Here is a 23,147-nt window from a genome sequence, read left to right as displayed (position 1 = left end):
TGACATCTCACTGTCCCAATGACCGCACGTCGTATTCGTGCTGCGCCGTCAGGACCTCGTCGCTGTGCTCGACCGTCCAGTCGTACAGACGGGTGAAGGGCTCACGGAAAGACTCGCCGAGGTGTGTGAGGGAGTACTCCACACCGAGGGGGGAGGTCTCGAGCACCCGGCGCTGGATCATTCCGTTGCGTTCGAGTCTGCGCAGTGTCTGGGTCAGTACCCGCTGTGTGACGCCCTCCAACTGTCGCTTGATCTCGTTGAACCGCGTCGGTTGCTCCAGGACCGCCAGGACCATCATGGACCACTTGTCGGCGATCTGATCGAGGATGGGCCGGCTCGGGCACTCGGCACTGAACCGCGGCATGCTGCGGGGCGGCAGGGACGTGGAGCTGGTATCCATGGTGATCCTTGGTTGTTGAAAAGTGCGTTATTGACCGTCCTCGGCGCGGAGCCCAGGGTAGGTATGCGTTGCAAACCTACTGGCTCACCGCAAACCTGGGAACACTCATGAACCTGGACCAGTACACGACTCTCCGCGTCTCCATCGATGCCGGAGTCGCCTGGATCACCCTGGACAACCCCCCTGTCAACGTGCTCAGTGGAACCCTGATCCGCGAACTGCACGACGCCCTCGGGACGCTGCGGGACGATCGCTCGGTCCGCGTCATCGTGTTCTCCAGCGCCAACCCCGAGCTCTTCATCGCCCACGTAGACATCCACATCCTCAACGAGATGGACGAGCTGCAGGGGATCGCGGACCGCAACCCGGACGCCAATCTCTTCCAGGGGGTCGGCGAGCTGCTACGCCATCAGCCGCAGGTGACGATCATCAAACTGGCGGGCAAGGCGCGAGCCGGCGGCGCCGAGTTCGTCGCGGCGGCCGACATGACCTTCGCCGCGCGGGAGACCGCGGGTATCGGGCAGAGCGAGGTGCTGATGGGCATCGTGCCGGGCGGTGGAGGAACGCAGTACCTGCGCGAGCGGGCCGGGCGCAACCGGGCGCTGGAGCTGCTGCTCACCGGCGATCTGGTAGATGCGGACACCGCAGCCGCCTACGGGTGGATCAACCGTGCGGTACCCGCGGCCGAGCTGGACACGTTCGTCGACGGGGTGGCGGAAAAGATCGCCGCGCTTTCCCCGGCGCTCATCGCCGCCGCCAAGCGATTGGTCCCTCCGGCGGACCTGACCGACGGCCTGCGAGCGGAGAACGATGCATGGGCGGAGTTGGTGAGCGGGGATCTGCCGGCACGACTCATGGCAGGGGCCCTGGAGCACGGTGCGCAGACCCCTGCGGGCGAGCGCGATCTGGAATCGGTCATGCGAAGCGTCGCAGCCGGCCTGTAGAGCGAGAGTCACGGGCCCGGAAGGCTGCGGACTGAACCCGTCCGCGCCGATGTCACCGAGCGACATGACGGAGGCACGTTTCGTCTGCCCCGACTCGACCGGCGTCACCCGCTTTCGTCCCAGTCAGCCCGCGGCCAACGATGTTAACCCACGTCTGGGAACAACTCGCCCACGCACAAAGGGGCACAAGGTCCAGCTGTCGGCCACAGCGCGGACCGGCGTGGTGGAACCCGCCGATGATCCGCGGCACGTTCGATCCGTCTCAACCGACCGTTCGAAAGGCGGGAATCTCGCCGCCAAGGAATCACGCCACGACGTGGGGAAGGACCCCACCGTGGTGACGTGCGCGTTCCCCGGCCAGTGCCGTGGATCGGCCACACCCAAGCGGAGAGATGAACCGATGAGGGCAGCCTTCTACGACACACCCGGTCCTGCGAAGAGCGTGCTGCGGGTGCTTGACATCGAACGCCCCGGGCCCGGCCCTGGCCAGGTCCGCGTTCGTATCGCACTCTCCGCGATCAACCCGGGCGACATCTTCATGCGGCTGAACTCCACCCCGCAGGACTTCCAGCGTGTCGGCGAACACACCGGCCGCATTCCGCACCAGGACGGCACCGGCATGATCGACGCGATCGGCGCGGGCGTCGACCCGAGCCGGACCGGTGAACGCGTGTGGATCTGGATGGCCGGCGCAGGCCATCCGTGGGGGACCGCGGCGGAGTGGACCGTAGTACCGTCCGAACAGGCCATTGCGCTGCCGGACGGGATCTCCGAGGAGCTCGGCGCCTGCCTCGGCATCCCAGCGATGACCGCGCACTGGTGCCTGCATGCCGACGGTTCGCCCCGCGACCGCACCGTACTCGTCGCGGCCGGTGCGGGCGCCGTCGGGCACTACGCGATCGAACTCGGCCGGATTGCGGGCGCTCGGATCGTGACGACGGTCAGCGGTCCGGAAAAGGCCGCGTTGGCCAGGGCCGCGGGTGCAGACCTCGTCGTGAACTACCGCGACGCCGACGCCGCCCAGCTGATCCTCGAGGGGGCCGGGGCCTGTCGATCGGATCATCGAGGTCTCGCTGACCGACAACCTCGAACTGGACCTGGCTGTCACCGGCCCGGGAGCAACCATCGTGACCTACGCAGCACAGCCCGACGACCCGACCCTGCCGGTCTTCCGGCTCATGCGGTCCAACCTGGTGCTGCGGTTCGCGCTGTTCCTCACCGAACCGCAGGACGCGCTGCTGCGCGTCGCCACAGAGATCACCGCAGCCCTGCGCGAGGACGGTCTCACGCCACTGCCAGTGCACTCCTTCAGCCTCGACGACGTGGCGCTCGCACACGAGGCCGTCGAGAACGGCCTCATCGGGAAGGCTGTACTCGACCTGCGCTGACCAGGCCATCGCGAACAGCACGAGAATGAGCAACTACTCCCTGCCTGCCGCCAGAGTTCAGGACGAATTCGTAGCTGCGGCTCGTCGCATCCATCGAGCCGGCCGAGGAGCAGGCTGATCCGACTCGTGGATCGGGGCAAGAAGGGGTCGAAGATCCACTTGATCATCGAGCGGACCGGACTGCCCCTGTCCGTGGGGATCTCCGGTGCCAACCTCCACGGCAGCCAGGCCCTGGAGCCGCTCGTGCGCGGCATCCTGCCGTCTGCTCCCGCCCCGATCCGCGTCGGCGTAAGCCGGGCAAGCTCCACGGCGACAAGGGTTATGATCACGCTCATCTGCGGAAACGGCTCCGCGAGCGCGGCATCCAGCACCGCATCGCCCGCAAGGGCATGGAGTCCTCCAGGTGGCTGGGCCGTCACCGTTGGGTGACCGAGCGGACCATGGCCTGGCTCGCCGGATGCCGCCGACTGCACCGTCGCCACGAGCGCAAAGCCGAGCACTTTTGGCCTTCACCAGCATTGCTCGCACCCTCGTCTGCTACCGCCGGCTTGCCAAATGAGATGACCTTTTAGTGCCTGCTCCTGCTGCAGCCGTGACGTGGTGGCGGCTGCGACGCGTTGGCGAACGGCTGGTTGTTGACGCGCGCGGCCAGCACCTTGGAAAGGACATGATGAAGCTTCTCCTCACCGACTCCGGTATCAAGAACGCGAGCATCCAGGATGTGCTGGTCGATCTCCTGGGTAAGCCGATCGCCGAGTCCAGCGCTTGGATGCGGGAGTCCGGGCTGGCTGAACTCCTGCCGTCGCTGCCCGACATGGTCTACGTGGGACTCAGCGCCGGGAGCGTGGTGATGACCCCCCGTGTCGGGGAGGAGTTCGTGGGCTGGAAGCCGCCCGCCGGCGGCGACCGTGCGCTGGGCGTCGTCGATGTCTCGATCTTCCCGCACCTGGATCATCCGGCGTGCCCGGACAACACCATGGCCGCCGCAGAACGATGGGCGGCCCGGATCACGGGGCCGGCGTATGCGATTGACGAGCAGACGGCCATCAAGGTGGCCGGCGGCGCCGTCGAAGTGGTCTCCGAGGGCCACTGGAAGTTGTTCTAGCTAAGGACCGGGGCGGCAAGGTCGCGGCGTCGGTGCGAGAAAGATCTGTCGATACGCCCGGCGCCCCTGCGGCTACTGGTCAGCCCAGACCGGGCAGACTCCGCAATTCCGAGACGCGGAGCAGGCGGGCCAGCAGCACGAACAGCACCAGCATCGTGACACCGCCGGCAGCCAGCGCCAGCACAGAGCCGACGACGGGAGCAGGGACGGCACCGGAGCAGATGCGGGCCACCGCCCAGCCGACTGCGCCGGCGGCCCCCGCCGCGGCCGTGAGTTTCCCGTACGTACGCACGAGCCGTTTGCCGTCCAGGCGGCCTTCCAAACGGTGGCGCAGCTTGAGCCCGGTGACGAGCAGGCCGCCGGCGTAGGACGCTGCGTAGGCGGCTGCCATGCCGATGACGGCCCAGCGCGGGGGCAGGAAGAGGTGGCCTTCACCGGCGCGTAGCAGTTCCACGGATTCGCGGGCCATGCGCGTCATCGATTCGTACGGGCTCTCCTCGGCGCACACTTCGCTCCACAGCAGCCAGTCGCGCCAGCCGTCGGGTGCCAGTCGGCGGCCTCTACCTCCACGGCTCCGCTGCGCGTCCAGTTGCGCCGCCATCAGGCGGGGGAATGGAACACCCAGAAGTCCGGCTCCCAGTACGGCTTCAGGTGCTCGGGAGGCTCGGTGCCTTCCGGTTTCTCCCGGAGTGCGGGTACGACGACGCCTATCCGCCCGCCGGGCTTCAGCAGTCGGGTGAGGGTGGGCAGGTAGAGGTCGTTCGTGCCGAAGTACTGGTAGGCGTCGATGCTCACGATCGCGTCGAAGTGGCCCTGCGCGAAAGGCAGGTCGTGGGCTTCGGCGGAAACGGGCAGGACGCGCTGGGCGACGCCCGCCTCGGCGATGCGCGTCGCATTCTCGTCGGGCTTGGCCCACAGGTCGGCGGCGACGACCCGGAAGCCGTGCTCCCGGGCAAGGAAGACGGACGTCATGGCGCGGCCGCAGCCGCAGCCGCGGTCGAGGACGCGGGCGCCGGGGCGCAGTTCCTCGAGGCCGAGCGCGGGGGACAGCCATTCCAGGAGCCACAGGGCGTGCGGGCCCATCTGGTTCTCGATGGTCCAGCGGACGTCGTAGCGGTTGCTGCGCGGGTGGCGAGGGTGGTTCAGGAGGTTAGCGAGGTCGCCGTGTGAAGTCGTCGATGTGATGTCGGACATCGGTGAACGGGCTCCTTGAGTCCTTGAGGAAGGGACGGGATGCGTAGGAGCTCGGTCGGACCTTCAAACAATGCACCTGCTCGGGGGCGGGGGCGATGCGCCCGGCTGTAGACGGCGGGACGCTACCAGCCGATCCATCCGCCTTGCACCCGTATTCCCAGCCTGCGAGGCGCTTGTAGCCGGCCCGGAATGACGACTGTCTCACGACCGAGGAATCAGGCGGCTTGCGCCAGGTAGTACGGGCTGATGTCACGTCGCTCGGCGGGCCGTGCCTTGTGGTGTGGGCACGCCCTGCTTGTGCGGTGAGGCGCGGTCGTCACGAGCCGCACTCCGTCTCGGCCATGGCCCGGCACCTGGACAAGCAGGCCACCGCGTTTCGCAACCGGCTGCTGGACGCCGGACCGTATGCGTTCATCTGGGTGGACGCGCTGACCCGGCGGTGCAGGGTGCGGTACATGCGGCGCCGCTCTGTCGGCGGCAGTAACGGTCGAAGTCACCCAGCCCGGGGCTACCGTCCGCGGACGGCGGCGCCCTGGGAGACGAAACTCCGCGCGCGCTGAGGGAGACTGGCGGCCTCCAGCGCAGTGTATCTCCCGCTCGCCACGAGTTGGAACTTGACACCCTCCCGACCTTCGGGGTGCTCGTAGCCGTCGGGGAGGAACCGCCGGTAGTGCTCGCTGGCGCGCTGGAAGAACTGCGGGCGCTCGGAACGGGAGAGACATCCCTCGAGATTGAGGAGGAAGAGGTAGTGACGGATCATACGAGTGAAGAGAAAGGGAGCCACGACGTCCAGGGCGTCGCGCGCCTCGAGCAAGTCGAAGCTCTCTTCGTACCGGTCGAAGACGTCGAAGTGGGTGCCGTCCGGTGAGCCTGCGGGGTGCTGAGTGTGCCGGCGGCGGATCTGGACGCAGTTCCATTTCAGGACGGCGACCCGGTCGGCTGCGAGCATGGCGCGGTGGACGACTGTGACCTCCTCGTGGAGGCCGTCGGGGAACGCGAGTTCCTGCCGGGTCCACAGGTCGCGGCGGATCAAGCGGTCCCATGAGTAGGCGGGAGCACCGAACAACTCGGGCTGGTCCATCGAGGCGAAGGGCTCACGTCCTTGCCGGCCGAGCAGGTCGGCGGCGGCACCGGGCCATGAGCGGCCGCGATGGAGGCGAGTGTGCCCGAAGAGAAGAACATCCGGCTCGTCTGCCGATTGCAGCCGATCGACCATCGCCTGAAGCGTTTCACCCCCGATGATGTGATCGCTGTCCAGGAACAGCAGGTAGTCACCGGCGGCGCGCTCCGCCCCCGCGTTGCGTATCCGGCCGATGCCGGCGGCGCCCGTCAGCCGCACCACCGAGACCCGCCCATCCCGCCGAGCATAGTCTTCCACCAAGCCCGCAGGGCATTCAGCAGACTGGTCCAGGACCGCGACAACCTCCACGTCCCGGAAGGATTGGTTCAGTATCGAATTCAGGCAGACCCCCAGCTGTCCCTGAAGGTCGTACGCGGCGACTATGACACTGATCATCGGCGTGAACTCCACTCGAAACGCTGCGAGATGAACAGGGGGCGGGCCCGCCACGGGGGGTAAACGGGCCCGCCCCTGTCTTGATGCCGCCCGCGTACCTCCGCCCGGAGAGCAGGCGGCGTGACCCCGACGGGGTCACTGTGTTCAGCGCGTCCCACGTCCTGCGTGTCACAGGTGGCGGCCCATCGTTACAAGATCGCCAAGCTTGTGCTCGATCTCCTGCTGCTGTAGTAACGCGTGCTGCCATGGCCGGTTCCGGTCGGATGGTGCGTCGCTGTGCTGACGCCGCGTCGCCCTGTGTGGCTTGCGGGCCGCCGTTTCCTGCTGCCCCGCCGTCCTGTCCTGGGAGGAGACCCCGGGTGCGTTGGCGTCGTCGGGCGCTGCCCGTTCAGATCAGCGGGGTGATCTGGTCCTCGATGCCGAGCAGGGTCCGGCCGTTCATCTCGGTGGCGATGGCGGGGTTGACCATGGCATGCCGCGTACCGGTCTCCAGATCCCGCCAGATGCGCTGCAGCGGACTGTCGTCGGCGAAACTCCGGGCCCCCTGGATGCTCGGCAGCAGGTCCAGTGCATCTCGTGAGCAGCGGGCGAGCGTGCCGATGTCCATGCGCGCCCGGGTCCGGTTGACCAGGGGCATGCACTGGCCGCTCGCCGCGCAGCTGTCGACATCGTCCGCGGCACGCATCAGGTGCAGGGTGGCAGTGTCGATCAGCGATGCCGCCTCGGCGAGCTGCATCTGGGTGGAGGGTGCCTCGCGTGCCTGTGCGTAGTGCGTATGCGAAATGCCCCGGTCCGTCGCGAGGGAGGCCAGCACCAGCTCCTTCGCGCCGCGGGCCAGTCCCAGCAGCGGGCCGGCGAGCGACAGGGCGAGCGTGGGGACGAACGCCGCGCGGTACAGGGGCACCGGTGCTGTTCGTCTTCGCGCCCGCCCCAGCGCCGCACGGCGCCGGCCACCCGCGAAGCCGCGTTCCACGAGCAGGTGTCCTGTCTCTCTGAGGGCGAGCCAGTCTCGGTCTACATGAACCATCTGGCTGTCCGTCTCAGTCACCCGTGCTCCAGGTGCCCGACGTCTCCGCGGATCGTGCCGTCCGCCAGGCCCGCCGAGGCCCGCGCGAGCACGAACCCCGACAGCACATCGGTCTCGAACCGCTCCAGCTCCTCCGCCGACGCCGGCGCCCAGTGCTCACGCAAGTCCCCTACGACTGCCGGCGTCAACCGAGCCCCCTCACCTTCGACCAGACTGCGGATTGGTCGGACGAGATGAGAGTAATTCAAGAAATCTGAAGTTCCTTCACAAGGCCGAAGGGCATGCCAAGGAAGAAGAACCCTCTGGCCACAGGGCCGGGGACTCAGCGGGGCTCAGAGGAACTCAAGGGATGTCGCACACGGGGACATCCTCCGGAACGCCGCCCGGGCGATGGACAGCAAGTCGGCTTTTGGGCCCGGGACGTGAGTGGCCGGGCCCAAAAGCGCAGCGGTCAGCAGTGGTTGATGATGTCGTCCAGCCAGTATCTGTTGCTGGGTGAGGGGGCGTCAGGTCGCTCCGGGCGGGCCGTGGCCGGTGACGGATCGGGCAGCGGTGACTGTTCGATGATGAGGTGGACGTTGGTGCCGCTGACGCCGAAGGAGGAGACGCCGGCCCGGCGGGGGGCGGTGGGCCAGGGGATGGGCTCGGTGGGCAGCTGTACGCCCTTGGGTGACCAGGGGGTGTTCCGGGCCGGTTTCTCGGCGTGCAGGGTGGGCGGGATGGTGCCCTGCCGGATGGCCTGTACCGCGCTGATCACGCTGGCTGTCCCCGAGGCGTTCTGGGCGTTGCCCAGGTGGGACTTGGCCGAGCGCAGCCACAACGGGCGGCCGTCGGGCCTTTGTTGGGCATAGGCCGCGATCACCGCTTCGGCTTCCAGGGCGTCTCCCAGGGCGGTCCCCGAGCCATGGCCTTCCACCATGTCGACTTCCGCGCCGGTGAGCCCCGAGTCGGCGAGTGCCCGGCGCATCACGCGTAGCTGGGCCGAACCGCTTGGCACCGTAAGGCCGTTGCCCGCGCCGCTGTGGTTGACCGCGCTGCCCCGGATCACCGCCAGGACGGGGTGGCCGGCGCGCCGGGCGTCCGAGAGACGTTCCAGCAGCAGTATTCCGGCGCCTTCGGACAGCCCCATGCCGTCGGCGACGTCGGTGAAGGACTTGCTGCGGCCGTCGGGTGCCAGGCCCAGATGCTCGGCGGCGCTGCTGAACGTCGCCGGAGTGGACATCACGGTCACCCCGCCGGCCAGCGCCAGGCCGCACTCGCCCCGGCGCAGTGCGTTGGCGGCCAGATGGATGGCCAGCAGGGCGGAGGAGCAGCCGGTGTCCAGGGAGACGGCCTGGCCCTCGAACCCGAAGACATAGGCCAGGCGGCCCGAGGCCAGCGAGGCCACGTTCCCCCGGGCGAGCAGGGCCCGGACATCCTGGGGGAGGGCGTCCGCCCGGGACCAGTCGTGGAGGAACCGTGCCGCGTAGTCACTGGCCGGTACGCCGGTGAAGACCGCGGTGTCGCTGCCCCGGAGGGAGCGGGGCTCGATGCCGGCCCGGCCGATCGCCTCCCGGCAGACCTGGAGCAGCAGCCGGTGCTGTGGGTCCATCGCCAGTGCTTCGTGCGGCGGGATGCCGAAGAGTTCGGGGGCGAAGTCGGCGATGTCGGTGAGAAATCCCCCGGCCTGGACCGGGCCGGCGGTGGGCAGGTCCCAGCCCCGGTCCTTGGGGAACCCGGTGATGGCGTCCTGGCCGGAGAGCAGCAGTTCCCACAGGTCGTCGGGGGAGCGCACCTCGCCCGGGTAGCGGCAGCCCATCGCCACGATGGCGATGGGTTCGTCGGTGGGGGCGGGGATGGACGGGGAGGGCTCTGCGACAACCTCCGGGGCCTGCGGTTCCTGGGCCTTCGGTTCCTGGGGCTGCGGGTCGGTCGGCTGTATGTCGTGCAGGTAGCGGGCCACGGCGGCCACGGTCGGATGGTTGTAGATCAGGGTGACCGGCAGCTGGCGTCCCGTCAGGCCGCCCAGCCGGTCGCGTATCTGGACGGCTATCAGCGAGTCCACGCCCATCTCGGTGAAGCGGAGGTCCTCGTCCACCGCTTCGGCGTCGGTGTGGCCGAGAAGTTCGGCGACCACGCCGCGCACCAGCTCGAGCGGGGGCGGATTGCCGTCGCGGGGCGGCTCTTCGGCGGTCGGCAGCGGCTGTGCGTTGATCAGCTGTTGTGCTTCGGGGACCCCGGTCAGCAGGGGGCGGGGCCGTGCCGAGACGAAGACCGGGACGAAGCGCTCCCAGTCGACCGGCGCGATGGTCACACAGGTTTCACCATGGTCGACTGCTTGCTTGAGGGCGGTGAAGGCGCCTTCGGGGTCCATGATGGGCAGTCCGCGCAGCCACAGTTCGTGGGCGTCCACGTCCTTGGGCCGGTACGGATCCTGCAGCGGCCATACCCCCCAGCCCACCGAGGTGGCGCGGTCGCCACGGGCCCGGCGCCGCTGGGCCAGGGCGTCCAGGTAGGCGTTGGCCGCCGAGTAGGCGGCATGGTTGCCGCTACCCCAGGTGCTGGCGACCGACGAGAACAGGATGAAGGCGTCCAGCCGCCGGCCGTCCAGCAGTTCGTCTAGGTGGGCGGCGCCCGCCGCCTTGGCGGCCAGGGAACGGGCCAGGTCCGCCGTGCTGGTTCGGGGCAGCGGGGCGAGTTCGATGACCGTGGCCGCGTGCACCACGGCCCGTACCGGTGTGCCGTCCCGCTCCAGCCGGTCCAGCAGCGCGGCCAGGGCGGCCCGCTCGGAGATGTCACAGGCTTCCAGATCGACCCGGGTGCCGGCGGCGCCGAGCTCGGTGCTCAGCTCGGCCATCCCCGGTGCGTCGGGGCCCCGACGGCTGACCAGGACCAGGTGCTTTGCGCCCAACTCCGTCAGCCAGCGCGCGATATGGGGTCCCAGGGTGCCCGTGGCCCCGGTGACCAGCACGGTGCCACGGGGCTGCCATGGCTCGCGTTCGCCGGCCGGCTGCGGGGTGCGTACCAGGCGGCGTACATGGCGGCCGGAGGGGCGCAGTGCGAGCTGGTCCTCGTCCCCGCCGGCGGCCAGGGTGTCGCACAGTGCGGTGAGGGTACGGCTGTCGGGCTCGTCCGGCAGGTCGATCAACCCGCCCCAGGAGGTGGGGAGTTCGAGTGCGGCGACCATGCCCAGGCCCCACACCATGGCCTGTTCGGGGTGGGGCAGGGCCTCGTCGGCGGTGATGGCGACCGCGCCCTGGGTGAGCAGGTGCACGGGGGCGGTGCTGCCGAGCGCCGTCAGTGCCTGCAGCAGGGTCAGATTGGCGGCCAGGCCCTGGGGGACGGCCGGGTGCTGCGGGTGGTTGCCGGGGGCCAGGGCGAGCAGGGACACCACCCCGGCCGGTGCGCTGCCTCCGTCGAGGGCCTGGCGCAGTGCGGCGGTCAGGCCGTCCGTGTCGATGGTCTCGTCGACCGGGATGCGTACCGCGTTGGCCCCGCGCCCGGCGAGAGCGGCGAAGACCGTGTCCGGCCAGGTCCGTTCGCCGGTGGCCGGGACCAGCACCAGCCAGTTGCCGCGCAGCGGCGGGGCGTCTTCGGCCTCGGGCGCCGGCTCCCACTGGACGGTGTACCTCCAGTCGGCCACCATCGTCCGGCCGCGCCGCCAGGCGGCCAGCAGCGGCAGCAGGGTGTCCAGCGCGGAACGCTGGGCGGGGCTGTCCGCGCCCAGGGTGGCGGCCAGTGAGGCGGGGTCCTGGTCGGTCACGCTCTGCCAGAAGGCGGCCTCGGCGGTGTCGGCCGCCTGTACGGGGGCCTGTTCGGCGGCCGGCTCGGGGGCCGGTTCGGGGGCCGTCATCCAGTACCGCGTCGGCTGGAAGGCATAGGTGGGCAGGTCGACGGTGGCGCCCGGGTGGCCGGGGGCCCGCTCCCAGTCCACCGGGCCGCCGTTGGCGTAGACGGCGGCGGCCGCGGTGAGGAAGTGGGCCAGGCCCCCCTGGCCGCGCACCAGCGAGGGGATGACGGTGGCGGTGGCCTCCGCGCTCTGCTCGATCGTCTCGCGCACCCCGAAGGACAGGACGGGGTGCGGGGTGATCTCCACAAAGCAACTGTGGCCGGTCGCCAGCAGATTGTGGGTGGCCTGGACGAACTCCACCGGCCGGCGCAGGTTCTCGTACCAGTACTCCGCGTCCATGACGGTGGTGTCGATCAGGTCCCCGGTGACCGTGGAGCAGAAGGGGATACGGGCCTGACGGGGCCGCAGCCCGGCGAGGTCGGCGAGGATCCGTTCGCGGGTGCTCTCGACATAGCGGGAGTGGGAGGCGTACCGCGAGGCCACCGGCCGGTGGATGATGCCATCGGCAGCGCAGGTGGCCTGGAACTCCGCCGCGGCCACGGGGTCCCCGGAGACCACCATCGAGGTGGGCCCGTTGAAGGCCCCGATGCACAGCCGGTCGCCCCAGCGGGCCAGCCGGGCCTCCAGCTCCTCGCGCGGCAGGATCACCGAGATCATGGGGTGGCTGTTGGCCTCCCCGTCCGGCACCGACTGGCTGCGCAGGGCGATCAGCTTGGCGGCGTCCTCCAGGGAGAAGACACCCGCCACACAGGCCGCGGCGACCTCGCCCTGGCTGGAGCCCACCACGGCGTGCGGGCGCACGCCCAGGGACTCCCACAGCGCGCTCAGCGACACCGCCATGGAGAACATCACTGGCTGGATGACGGCGGTGGCCTCCAGCGAGGGGCCCGGCCGGCCGCGCAGCACGTCGGTGAGCGACCAGTCGACATAGGGATTGAGCGCCTGTTCGCAGGCGAGGATCGAGTCGCGGAAGACCGGGGAGGAGTCGAGCAGTTCCACGGCCATGCCCGGCCACTGGGCGCCCTGCCCGGCGAACATAAAGGCCAGCTTGGCGCCGGAACGGGCGGTGCCACGGACCAGCTGGGGTGCCTGGGCGCCGTCCGCCAGCGCCCGGAGACCGTCCAGCAGCGAGGCGCGGTCGCCGCCGGTCACTACGGCGCGGTGGGGCAGCGCGGCGCGGGTGGCGGTCAGCGAGTGGGCCACATCGGCCGGGTCGAGGGCGGGGCGTTCGGCGAGGTGGGCGCAAAGCCGGGCGGCCTGGGCGCGCAGGGCGGGCTCGCTGGCGGCCGACAGCGGCCAGGCCAGGGGTGTGCCGGAGACGGCCTCGCGCTCCTCGCCGGCCTCGGCCTCGTCGGGCGCCGGGGGTTCCTCGACGATCAGATGGGCGTTGGTGCCGCTGATGCCGAACGAGGAGACGGCGGCCCGGCGCGGGCGCTCGCCGCGTTCCCAGGGCACCTCCTCGGCCAGCAGCCGCACCGTCCCGGTGGACCAGTCGATGTGTGTCGAGGGCGAATCGGCGTGCAGGGTGCGCGGTAGTACGCCGCGGTGCAGGGCCATGACCATCTTGGCCAGGCCGGCCACTGCGGCGGCGGCCTGGGTGTGGCCGAGGTTGGCCTTGACCGAGCCCAGCCACAGCGGCCGGTCCCGCGGCCGGTCCTGGCCGTAGACCGCCTGCAGCGCCTGGGCCTCGATCGGGTCGCCCAGCGCGGTGCCGGTGCCATGGGCCTCGACCGCGTCCACCTGATCGGCGGTCAGCCGGGCGTCGGCCAGGGCCTGTCGGATCACTTCCTGCTGGGCCGGCCCATTGGGCGCGCTCAGGCCGTTGCTGGCGCCGTCGGAGTTGACCGCGCTGCCCTGGATCACGGCCAGGACGCGATGCCCGTTGCGCCGCGCGTCGGACAGCCGCTCCAGCAGCAGCAGCCCCGCCCCCTCGGACAGGGACATCCCGTCGGCGCCCTCGGCGAAGGGCTTGCAGCGGCCGTCGCCGGCCAGCACTTGCTGGCGGCTGAACTCGATGAAGGGCAGCGGCGAGGACATGATGGTCACCCCGCCGGCCAGCGCCATCGAGCACTCGCCGCGGCGCAGCGCCTGCACCGCCAGGTGGATGGCGACCAGTGACGAGGAGCAGGCGGTGTCCACGGTCAGCGCCGGACCCCGCAGGCCCAGGGTGTAGGCCAGCCGGCCGGACAGGACGCTGCCGACGTTGCCGGTGCCGATATGACCCTCACAGGCGTCGGGTATCCGGGGCAGCCGGGCCGCGTAGTCGACGTTGTTGCAGCCGACGAAGACGCCGGTGCGGCTGCCGCGCAGCTTCTGGGGGTCCAGACGGGCCCGCTCCACGGTCTCCCAGGCGGTTTCCAGCAGCAGGCGCTGCTGCGGGTCCATCGCCAGCGCCTCGCGCGGTGAGATCCCGAAGAACTGGGCGTCGAATCCGGCGGCGTCCTCGACAAATCCGCCCTGGCGCACATGGGTGGTGCCGGTGTGGCCGGGATCGGGGTGGTAGAGCCGTTCGACGTCCCAGTCACGGTCGTCCGGGAGGTCGCCGATGACATCGGTGCCCTCGCTCACCACCCGCCACAGATCCTCGGGTGAGCGGATGCCGCCGGGGTAGCGGCAGCCGAGTGCCACGATCGCGATCGGGGCGTGCCGTTCGGTCTCCAGATCGGCGATCCGCTGCTGGGCCTGCCGCAGGTTCACCACCATCCGGTTGAGGTAGTCGCGCATTTGTTCGTTGTTGGCCATGACAGGTCCTCAGGTGCCCTCGGGTATGAGTCGGTGGGCGGCGGGGCGGGTCAGGTGGTGCCGAACTCCCTGTCGATCAGGGCGAGCAGTTCGTCGTCGGTGGCTGTGCTCGGGTCCTGCTCGGTGAGCGGGGCGGGGCCGTCGGACGGGTCCGCCAGGGGCGGGAGAAGGGTGCGCAGCCGGTCGGTGATCTGGGCCCGGGTGGCGGCCTCGGCGCCGGCCAGCGCGGATTCCAGCTCCTTGAGGAGGTGGCCGATCGGTCGGGCGGCGGCGGGGTTGGCCTCCGGTAGCCGCGTGCACAGCTGCCCGGCGAGCTCCACGGCGGTGGGGTGGTCGAAGACGGCGGTGGCCGGCAGCCGTACCCCGGTCGCCTTGTGCAGCCGGTTGCGCAGGTCCACGGCCATCACCGAGTCGAATCCGATCTCCTTGAAGGGCCGGTCGGCCGGTACCGCCTGGGCGTTGGGGTGCCGCAGGACGGCCGCGGCCTGGGCGCGTACCAGGTCGAGTACGGCGTCCTCGCGGGCGCGGGCGTCCAGGTCGGCCAGACGCAGCCGCGTACGGTCCGCCGTCCCGGCGGCGGGCCGCCTCGCAGGGGGAGCGGGGGGAGCGGTGACCGCCTGGCCGGCGGGGCGCAGGGTCAGGGTGCCGATGCCGAACACCAGGGTCCCCAGGGCGTCGCGGGCCTCCACGGCCACGCTGTCCGGGCCGGTGCGCCGAAGGCGGATACGGAGTTCACGGGCGCCGGTCGCATACAGCTCGACATCGGTGAAGGCGAAGGGGACACAACGGTCCTCGTCCTGCGGCAGGGCCACGGCGAGCGCCTGGAACCCGGCGTCCAGCAGGGCGGGATGCACCGCGAACCCCTCGGTCTCGCCCGGGCCATGGCAGGGCGGCAGCACCGCCTCGGCATAGACCTCGTCCCCGTGGGTCCAGGCCCGGCGCAGCCCCTGGAGGGCGGGCCCATAGCGCACGCCCGCCTCGGCCAGCAGCTTGTGGTGCTTGTCGAGGTCGGCGGGCACGGCCTCCTGCGGCGGCCATGGCCCGGGGTCGGCGGTGGGGGCGGTGCCGGGCAGCGGCGCCAGGAACCCGGTGCCGTGCACGCTCCACTGGGCGCCGTCGCTATCGGCGTTGTCCGGCAGCGAGGAGATCGTCACCGCCCTGCGGCCCTGCCCATCGGCCTGGTCGAGCGTCAGTCGCAGCCGTACGCCGCTCTCGTCGTCCACCGCCAGGGGGGCGTGCAGGATCAGCTCCTCCACCAGGTGTCCGCCAAGGACGGCGGCCCCATGGTGGGCCAGCTCCAGCAGTGCCGCGGCCGGCAGCACCGGCACACCGTCCACCACATGCTCGGCGGCCCAGGGCTGCTGAGCGGCCGACAGCCGGCCGGTCAGCACGGTGCGGCCGTCGTCCGTGTCGGGCAGCCGAGTGGTCAACAGCCGGTGACCGCCCGGCAGTTGGACGGGTTGCGCCGTGGCGCTCGCCTGCAGCCAGTAGCGCTCCCGCTCGAAGGGATAGGTGGGCAGCGGGACATGCCGGCCGCCGCCGGTCTTCAGCACCGTCGCCCAGTCGGGCCGCAGCCCCGCCGCATGCGCCGTGGCCAGCGCGGTGGTCACCCGGTCCGGGCCGCCCTCGCCCCGGCGCAGGGTCGCCACCACCGCGCCGTCCACACCCGCGTCGGCCAGGGTGTCCTCGATCCCGGCGGACAGCACCGGGTGCGGGCTGACCTCGATGAAGTGCCGGTACCCGGCGCCCAGCAGGGCGCGTACGGCCGGTTCGAAGGCGACCGGACGGCGCAGGTTGCGGTACCAGTAGCCCGCGTCGAGCTCCTGGGCGTCGAGGGCGGCGCCGGTGACCGTGGAGTAGAAGGGCAGTTGGGCGCGGAGCGGCCGCAGCGCGGCAAGGTCCGCGGTCAAGCTCTCGCGCAGCGGCTCGACCCGGTCGCAGTGCGAGGCGTAGTCCACCGCGATCCGGCGGGCGTGCACACCTTCGCCCTCGCAGTCGGCGAGGAACGCCTCCAGGGCGGCGGAATCTCCGCACACCACGGTGGTGGCGGGGCCGTTGACGGCGGCGACGGAAAGTCGGCCGGCGCCATGGCGGCCGATGCGTTCGGTGGTCTCGGTGACGGGCAGCCAGACCGAGGCCATGGCGCCGCTGCCGGCCAGCGAGGACACCGCCAGGCTGCGCAGGGCGACCACCCGGGCCGCATCCTCGAGGCTCAGGGCGCCGGCCACATACGCCGCGGCGACCTCCCCCTGGGAATGGCCGACCACCGCCTGCGGGTGGATGCCCGCCTGCCGCCACAGCTCGGCCAGCGCGACCATGACCGCCCACAGCACGGGCTGTACGACATCCGCCCGCTCCAGGGAGACCTCCGGCGCCCGGCCGTACAGCACGTCCGTCAGCGACCAGTTGACGTGCGGCCGCAGCGCGGCGGCGCAGCGATCGACGGTCCGGGCGAATGCCGGCGAGTTCTCCAGCAGGCCGCGGGCCATGCCCTCCCACTGGGCGCCCTGCCCGGGGAAGACGAAGACCGCACCGGCGCCCGGGGCGAGGGCAGGTCCCGTGACCAGGTTGCCGGCCTCTTCGCCGTCGGCCAGCGCGCTCAGCCCCCGGCCCAGTTCGTCCCGGGTGCGTCCGAGCACCACCGCCCGGTGCTCAAAGGGCGTACGGGTGGTCGCCAGGGCGTGGGCGAGGTCGTCGAGCCGTATCGACGGGTGCGCCTCAAGGTGGCCGAGCAGCCGGTGGGCCTGTGCCCTCAACGGGCGTTCGCCACGCCCCGACAGCACCCAGGCGAGCAGCTCACCGCTGGGCTCTTCGCCGGCCGTCGGCTCGGGCGGCTGCGGCGGGGCCTGTTCCACGATCAGATGGGCGTTGGTGCCGCTGATGCCGAACGAGGAGATGCCCGCCCGCCGTGGGCGCCCGGTCCGAGGCCAGGGCACCGGCTCGGTCAGCAGCCGTACGGCGCCGGCGGACCAGTCCACCTCGGCCGACGGCCGCTGGGCGTGCAAGGTCCGGGGCAGTACCCCGTGGTGCATCGCCAGCACCATCTTGATGACGCCCGCGACGCCCGCGGCGGCGGCGGAGTGACCGATGTTGGACTTGACCGAACCCAGCCACAGCGGCCGGTCCTGCGGCCGGTCCTGGCCGTAGACCGCCTGCAGCGCCCGGGCCTCGATCGGGTCGCCCAGCACGGTCCCGGTGCCATGCGCCTCGACCGCGTCCACCTCCGGGCCGGTCAGCGATCCATCGGCCAGCGCCTGGCGGATGACCCGCTGCTGGGCCGGCCCGCTGGGCGCGGTGAGCCCATTGCTGGCGCCGTCGGAGTTGATGGCGGAGCCGCGCAGTACGGCCACGACGGGGTGGCCCAGCCGCCGCGCGTCGGAGAGCCGCTCCAGCAGCAGCACGCCCACGCCCTCGGCCATGCCCATGCCGTCGGCCTCCGCCGAGAAAGCCTTGGACCGGCCGTCGGGGGCCAGGGCGCCCTGCCGGCTCATACCGGTGAACGCCACCGGGGTGGACATCACCGTCACACCGCCGGCCAGCGCCAACGAGCAGTCGCCCGCGCGCAGCGCCCGTGCGGCCAGGTGGATGGCGGTCAGCGAGGAGGAGCAGGCGGTGTCCACGGTGATCGCGGGGCCCGACAGGCCGAGGGTGTAGGCGATCCGGCCGGACAGGACGCTGGAGAAGGTGCCGGTCAGCAGATGCCCTTCCAGGTCCTCGGGCACCTGCCCCAGGCTGGTGCCGTAGTCGGTCATGGTGCAGCCGAGGAAGGTGCCCGTCGCGGTGGTGCGCAAGGACGCCGGGTCGATGCCCGCGCGTTCGACGGCCTCCCAGGCCGTCTCCAGGGCCAGGCGCTGCTGGGGGTCCATGGTCAGCGCTTCGCGGGGTGCGATGCCGAAGAACGCGGCGTCGAATTCGTCGGCGTCATAGAGGAATCCGCCGTGGCGGGTGCGGCTGGTGGCGGGCCTGGTCAGCTCGGGGTCGTAGAGCGCCTCGGTGTCCCAGCCGCGCCGGGCGGGCAAGGGGCCGATGACATCGGCGCCCTCGGCAAGCAGCTCCCACAGGGCCTCCGGGGTGCTCGCGCCGCCGGGATATCGGCAGGCCATGGCGACGATGGCGACCGGGTCGCTCGCTTCGACGGTGCTCTGTACGGGCGCCGCCTCGGCCTCTTGGGCGGCCGTGGCGGGTGCCAACTGGGTGTGCAGATGGGCCGCCAGCACCGCGGGGGTCGGGTGTTCGTACACCAGGGTGCTGGGCAGCCGCAGGCCGGTCAGCGCACCGAGTCGGTTGCGCAGCTCCACCGCGCAGACCGAGTCGAAGCCGGCGTCCTTGAACGGCCTGGACGGCCGTACCGCCTCCGCCGACGTCTGCCGCAGGACATGGGCGGTGCAGGTGCGCACCAGCTCAAGGACCACCCGCGCCTGCTCCGCCGGCGGCATTGCCGCCAACTCGGCCCCGAACGAGGCGGGTTGACGCTCACCGGCCGTGTCGTGGGCGGCTTGCCGCGCCTGGGGCACCTCCTCGATGAGCCGGCTGGGGCGCCCGCGGGTGAAGGCGGGTACAAAGGCAGACCAGTCCAGGTCGGCGACGGTCAGGCAGGTCTCCGCGCCGGCCAGCGCAGAATCCAGTGCGTCCAGCGCCAGTTGCGGGTCCATCTTCACAAAGCCGCTGCGCCGCAGTCCGCTGGTGGCGGCCTCACCGGCGGCCAGCCCGGCGCCGGCCCAGCTGCCCCAGGCGATGGAGGTGGCGGGCAGCCCCTGGGCCCGGCGCTGTTCGGCGAGGGTGTCCAGGAAGGTGTTGGCGGCCCCGTAACCGGCCTGACCGGGCTGGCCCAGGACGCCGCTGGCCGAGGAGAACAGAACGAACGCCGACAGCTCGCTCTGCCGGGTGAGTTCATCGAGGTTGCGGGCGGCGACGGCCTTGCTCTCCAGGACGGCGGCCAGCCGGTCCACCTCCAGCGTGCCCAGCGTCGCGTCGTCCAGGACGCCGGCCGTGTGCACCACCGAGGTCAGCGGCCGCTCGGGGGGCAGCGCGGCGAGCAGCGCGCCGAGGGCTTCGCGGTCGGCCGCGTCACAGGCTGCGATGGTGACCTCGGCGCCCAGCGCACGCAGCTCCGCGGCCAGTTCCCCGGCGCCCTCGGCCCGTGCACCGCTGCGGCTGATCAGCAGCAGGTGTTCGGCGCCGCGCCCGGCGAGCCGGCGCGCGACATGGGCTCCCAGCGCACCGGTGCCGCCGGTGATCAGGACCGTTCCATGGGTCGGCAGGCCCATCGCCCCGTCGGGAGTCTGCGGGCGACGGGCGCTGCGCAGCCGCCGGGCGAGCAGGTCACCGGAGCGCACCGCCAGCTGGTCCTCGCCGTCCGGCCCCGCCAGTACGGCGCACAGCCGGCGCAGCGCCTCCTGGTCCGTCTCGGCGGGCAGGTCCAGCAGGCCGCCCCAGGCGCGGGGCTGTTCCAGCGCGGCCACCCGGCCCAGCCCCCACACCTGCGCCTGCACCGGGTCCGGGGCCGGGTCCGAGGGCCTGGCGGAGACCGCCCCCTGGGTCAGGCACCACAGGCGGGCGCCGGGCGCCGCGTCCTCCAGCGCCCGCAGCAGGTGCAGGGTCCCGGCCAACCCCGAGGCCACCGAGGGCTGTTGCGGGTGGTCGCGGCGGTCCAGGGCGAGCAGAGACAGCAGGCCGTTGACGGCCGTGCCCTGGGGCAGCGCCGCGCTAAGGTGCCGTGCCAGCTCCGCGCGGCCGGCCGAGGACGGGTCCACCGTCACCGACACCGCCTGGGCCCCGTGCGCGGTCACCGCCGCCGCGATCGCGTCCGCCAGCCTTCCGGCGTTCTCCTGCGGCGGTGCCACCACCACCCATAGGCCGGACAGTGCGGCGGCCGGGGCGTCGGTCACCCGCTGCCAGCCCACCCGGTAGCGCCAGCTGTCCCAAGCGGCCGGCGGCGCTGCCTCATTGGTGTCGCTCTCGGCGGGCGTCCACCAGTAGTGCCGCCGGTCGAAGGGGTAAGTAGGCAGGTCGAGAGCACCCTGCCGCTCCGGAGCCGCAGTGCCCCAGTCCACCGCCACGCCCCGTGCCTGCGCTTCGGCCAGCGAGCGGCGGAAGCGGTCCAGGCCGCCCTGGTCGCGGCGAAGGCTGCCGATGGCGGCGGCCTCGGCGGTGCTCTCCTCGAAGGTCCGCTCCATGGCGGCGGCCAGCACCGGATGCGGGCCGGTCTCGATGAACACCGCGTCGCCGGTGGCCAGTACGGCCCGCGTGGCCGCCTCCAGCAGCACCGTCCGGCGCAGGTTGCGATACCAGTACTCGGCGGTCAGTTCGCCGGTGTCGATGAGCCCGCCGGTCACCGTGGAGTAGAACGGCACCGGCGCCGATACGGCCCGGACCTCGCCCAGCTCCTCGAGGAGCAGCTCGCGGACCGTCTCCATCCGGGGGCTGTGCGAGGCGTATCCGACGGGCAGCCGGCGGGCCTGGATCCCCTGGGCCTTCCACTCGGCGCACACCCTCTCCAGCAGGGCCGCCTCGCCCGAGACCACCACTGAGTCCGGCCCGTTGACCGCGGCGAGGGACACCCGACCCGCGTACCGCCGGACAAGCTCTTCCACGCGGCCGGCCGGCATGGCCACGGAGACCATGGCGCCCGCTCCCCGCACCCGGGCGATGGCCTTGGTACGGGCCACCACGATGCGCATCGCCTCCGGCAGGCTCAGCGCGCCGGCGATATGGGCCGCGGCCACCTCGCCCTGGGAGTGGCCCAGGACGGCGGCCGGCCGTACCCCGTGGTGCTGCCACAGCCGGGCGATCGCCACCATGACGGCGAACAGGGCCGGCTGGACCACGGCGTCGTCCTCCAGACTCGCCGCCTGCCCACCGTCCCGCAGGACCTCGTGCAGCGACCAGGCCACCCGCCCTTCGAGCGCGGCCGCACACTCGTCGATGACGGCGGCGAACTCGCGGCTGGTGCACAGGAGTTGGCTGCCCATGCCCGGCCACTGCGCGCCCTGGCCAGGGAAGACGAACACCGGGCGGTGGCCCGACGGTCCGGCCACGCCCTGGACCAGCGCCGGGTGCTGCTCGCCGCGGGCGAGGGCGTCCAGCGCGCCGCGCACCTCATTGGGGTGGGAGGCGAGGAGTACCGCGCGGTGCTCGAAGGCGGTCCGGGTGGTCAGCAGCGCCTGGCCGACCTCGTCGTGGCCCAGCTCGGGATGGTCCGTCAGATGACTCCGCAGGCGCAGTGCCTGGGCACGCAGGGCCGCCTCGCTACGGGCGGAGATCAGCCAGGGCAGCCGGGCGGGGGTGCCGGAAGGGGCGGCGGGGGCGGGCTGCGGGACCTGCTCGACGATCAGATGTGCGTTGGTGCCGGAGACGCCGAAGGAGGACACCGCGGCCCTGCGCGGGCCGGGGCCCTCGGGCCAGGGGAGGGACTCGCTCAGCACCCGCACCGTCCCCGCGGACCAGTCCACCCGGGTCGAGACCTCTTCGGAGTGCAGGGACTTGGGCAACAGGCCGTGCCGCAGGGCGAGCACGGCCTTGATCACACCGGCCACTCCGGCCGCCATCGCGGTATGGCCGATGTTGGACTTGATGGAGCCGATCCACAGCGGGCGCTCGGCCGACCGGGCGCGGCCGTAGGTGTCCAGGACCGCGTTCACCTCGACCGGGTCGCCGACCAGGGTGCCGGTGCTGTGCGCCTCCAGCAGATCGACCTCATGGGCGCCGACACCGGAATCGGCGAGGGCCTGGCGGATCACCTCCGCCTGCGCCGCCCGGCTGGGTGCGGTCAGCCGGGCGCTCGCCCCGTCGGAGTTGACGGCGCTGCCACGGATCACGGCGAGCACCGGGTGGCCGTTGCGGCGGGCGTCCGAGAGCCGTTCCAGCAGCAGGATGCCGGCGCCCTCACCCCAGGCGGTCCCGTCGGCGGCGGCCGACAGCGGCTTGCACCGGCCGTCGGGGGCCAGCCCCCGCTGCTGGCTGAACTCCACGAACATCCCCGGCGAACCATGCACCATGGCGCCGCCGGCCAGCGCCAGCGAGGTCTCGCCGCGGCGCAGCGACTGCACCGCCAGATGGATCGCCACCAGCGAGGAGGAACAGGCGGTGTCAACGGTGAGGGCCGGACCCCGCAGACCGAAGGTATAGGCGATCCGGCCCGAGGCGACGCCGGCCGTGGTGCCCGTCAGCGCGTATCCCTTGACCGCGTCCGGCGCCTGGTGCCAGGCGGGGCCGTAACCCGTCGCGCCGGCGCCGACGAACACCCCGGTACGCGATCCGCGCAGCGCCCCGGGCCGGATACGGGCCCGCTCCAGCGCCTCCCAGCAGACCTCCAGCAGCAGGCGCTGCTGAGGGTCCATGGCCAGCGCCTCCCGGGGCGAGATCCCGAAGAACTCCGCGTCGAAGTCCCCGGCCCCGTGCAGGAAGCCGCCGCGCATGGTGTAGCTCTTGCCCGCCCGTCGGGGTGACGGGTCGTAGAGCGCCTCCAGATCCCAGCCGCGGTCGGTCGGCATGTCCGTGGTGGCGTCCCTGCCTTCGACGAGCAGCTCCCACAGCGCCTCGGGGGAGTCGGCGGCGCCGGGGAACCGGCTGCCCATCGACACAATGGCGACTGACTCACCGCCTGGGGTGCGGGCGTCCTCCGGCAGGCCCGTCCCGCCGGTTTCGGTGCACGGCATGGCGTCTCTCCTCGCAGCGGCGGTGCTGTCGGCTTCCGGGCTGTCAGCCCGCGTTGATTCCGGCGGTCGCGGCTTCCACGGGCTGCCGGGCGGTGAGCTTCTGGGCGACCGCGGCGAGTTCGCTCAGGGTCCGGGCGGCCTTGAGGCCGTCGTCGTCGACCGGGATTCCGTAATCCGCTTCCAGGACGAGCGCCAGTTCCACCAGGGCGAGGGAGTCGATGCCTATGTCGGTGAGGTGGGCATCGGGCGTCAACTCCTCCTCGGGGATGGCGAGCTGCCCGGCGAAGAACACCTTGATGGTTTCGTACAGCGTTTCGTGCACGGGGACTCCTTTGACGAGGAGAG

Annotated in this window: 8 protein-coding genes and 6 pseudogenes; 6 read left to right on the top strand and 8 right to left on the bottom strand. The window is 71.8% G+C overall.

Annotation, left to right across the window (positions count from 1 at the left end; genetic code table 11):
- Positions 1 to 7: 7 nt before the first annotated feature.
- Complete coding sequence (locus BIV23_RS34880; RefSeq protein WP_071384988.1) at positions 8 to 400, bottom strand: winged helix-turn-helix transcriptional regulator; 393 nt, start codon at positions 398 to 400, stop codon at positions 8 to 10.
- A 107-nt stretch (positions 401 to 507) separates the two neighbouring features.
- Here BIV23_RS34880 and BIV23_RS34875 point away from each other — a divergent pair, with 107 nt between their 5' ends.
- The 5 genes and pseudogenes from BIV23_RS34875 to BIV23_RS34865 all read left to right on the top strand — a co-directional run bounded on the left by BIV23_RS34875 (position 508) and on the right by BIV23_RS34865 (position 3,837).
- A complete protein-coding gene (locus BIV23_RS34875) occupies positions 508 to 1,344 on the top strand; it encodes an enoyl-CoA hydratase/isomerase family protein (RefSeq protein ID WP_079173602.1) in 837 nt (278 codons plus the stop codon).
- Between the two features lie 49 nt (positions 1,345 to 1,393).
- Positions 1,394 to 2,314, top strand: a pseudogene (locus BIV23_RS53660) (alcohol dehydrogenase catalytic domain-containing protein); the annotation flags it as partial.
- An 88-nt stretch (positions 2,315 to 2,402) separates the two neighbouring features.
- Positions 2,403 to 2,732 (top strand): zinc-binding dehydrogenase, encoded by a 330-nt coding sequence (locus BIV23_RS52560; RefSeq protein ID WP_342746398.1) that lies wholly within the window; start codon positions 2,403 to 2,405, stop codon positions 2,730 to 2,732.
- Between the two features lie 129 nt (positions 2,733 to 2,861).
- Positions 2,862 to 3,291, top strand: a pseudogene (locus BIV23_RS47325) (IS5 family transposase); the annotation flags it as partial.
- Positions 3,292 to 3,402: 111 nt separating this feature from the next.
- Positions 3,403 to 3,837 carry a Type 1 glutamine amidotransferase-like domain-containing protein gene (locus BIV23_RS34865; protein WP_071384987.1) on the top strand — a complete coding sequence of 145 codons (435 nt, stop codon included), beginning with the start codon at positions 3,403 to 3,405 and terminating at the stop codon, positions 3,835 to 3,837.
- Positions 3,838 to 4,264: 427 nt separating this feature from the next.
- On the opposite strand, the pseudogene BIV23_RS34860 reads toward BIV23_RS34865, so the two are convergent.
- Positions 4,265 to 5,031 (bottom strand): annotated as a pseudogene (locus BIV23_RS34860) (SAM-dependent methyltransferase); the annotation flags it as partial.
- A 332-nt stretch (positions 5,032 to 5,363) separates the two neighbouring features.
- Between BIV23_RS34860 and BIV23_RS53655 the strand changes: the two are divergent.
- A pseudogene (locus BIV23_RS53655) lies at positions 5,364 to 5,477 on the top strand (transposase); the annotation flags it as partial.
- A gap of 62 nt (positions 5,478 to 5,539) precedes the next feature.
- Here the strand turns inward: BIV23_RS53655 and BIV23_RS34855 are convergent.
- The 6 genes and pseudogenes from BIV23_RS34855 to BIV23_RS34835 all read right to left on the bottom strand — a co-directional run bounded on the left by BIV23_RS34855 (position 5,540) and on the right by BIV23_RS34835 (position 23,124).
- A complete protein-coding gene (locus BIV23_RS34855; protein WP_071384986.1) occupies positions 5,540 to 6,547 on the bottom strand; it encodes a glycosyltransferase family 2 protein in 1,008 nt (335 codons plus the stop codon).
- Between the two features lie 388 nt (positions 6,548 to 6,935).
- Entirely contained in the window at positions 6,936 to 7,451 is a 516-nt protein-coding gene (locus tag BIV23_RS34850; RefSeq protein WP_245790797.1) for an acyl-CoA dehydrogenase family protein, read from the bottom strand.
- A 140-nt stretch (positions 7,452 to 7,591) separates the two neighbouring features.
- Positions 7,592 to 7,738, bottom strand: coding sequence for a hypothetical protein (locus BIV23_RS49155; RefSeq protein WP_245790796.1), 147 nt, complete (start codon positions 7,736 to 7,738; stop codon positions 7,592 to 7,594).
- Between the two features lie 287 nt (positions 7,739 to 8,025).
- Positions 8,026 to 14,145, bottom strand: a pseudogene (locus BIV23_RS34845) (type I polyketide synthase); the annotation flags it as partial.
- Positions 14,146 to 14,195: 50 nt separating this feature from the next.
- Positions 14,196 to 22,733: pseudogene (locus BIV23_RS52550) on the bottom strand (SDR family NAD(P)-dependent oxidoreductase); the annotation flags it as partial.
- Between the two features lie 112 nt (positions 22,734 to 22,845).
- The gene (locus BIV23_RS34835) at positions 22,846 to 23,124 is read right to left on the bottom strand and encodes an acyl carrier protein (protein ID WP_177240141.1); all 279 of its coding nucleotides are present in this window, start codon (positions 23,122 to 23,124) and stop codon (positions 22,846 to 22,848) included.
- Between the last annotated feature and the right edge of the window lie 23 nt (positions 23,125 to 23,147).

The sequence above is a fragment of the Streptomyces monashensis genome, assembly GCF_001866665.1.
GTDB lineage: Bacteria > Actinomycetota > Actinomycetes > Streptomycetales > Streptomycetaceae > Streptomyces > Streptomyces monashensis.
Note: the sequence above shows the minus strand (reverse complement) of the source record. Positions and strands in the feature narration are given on the sequence as shown.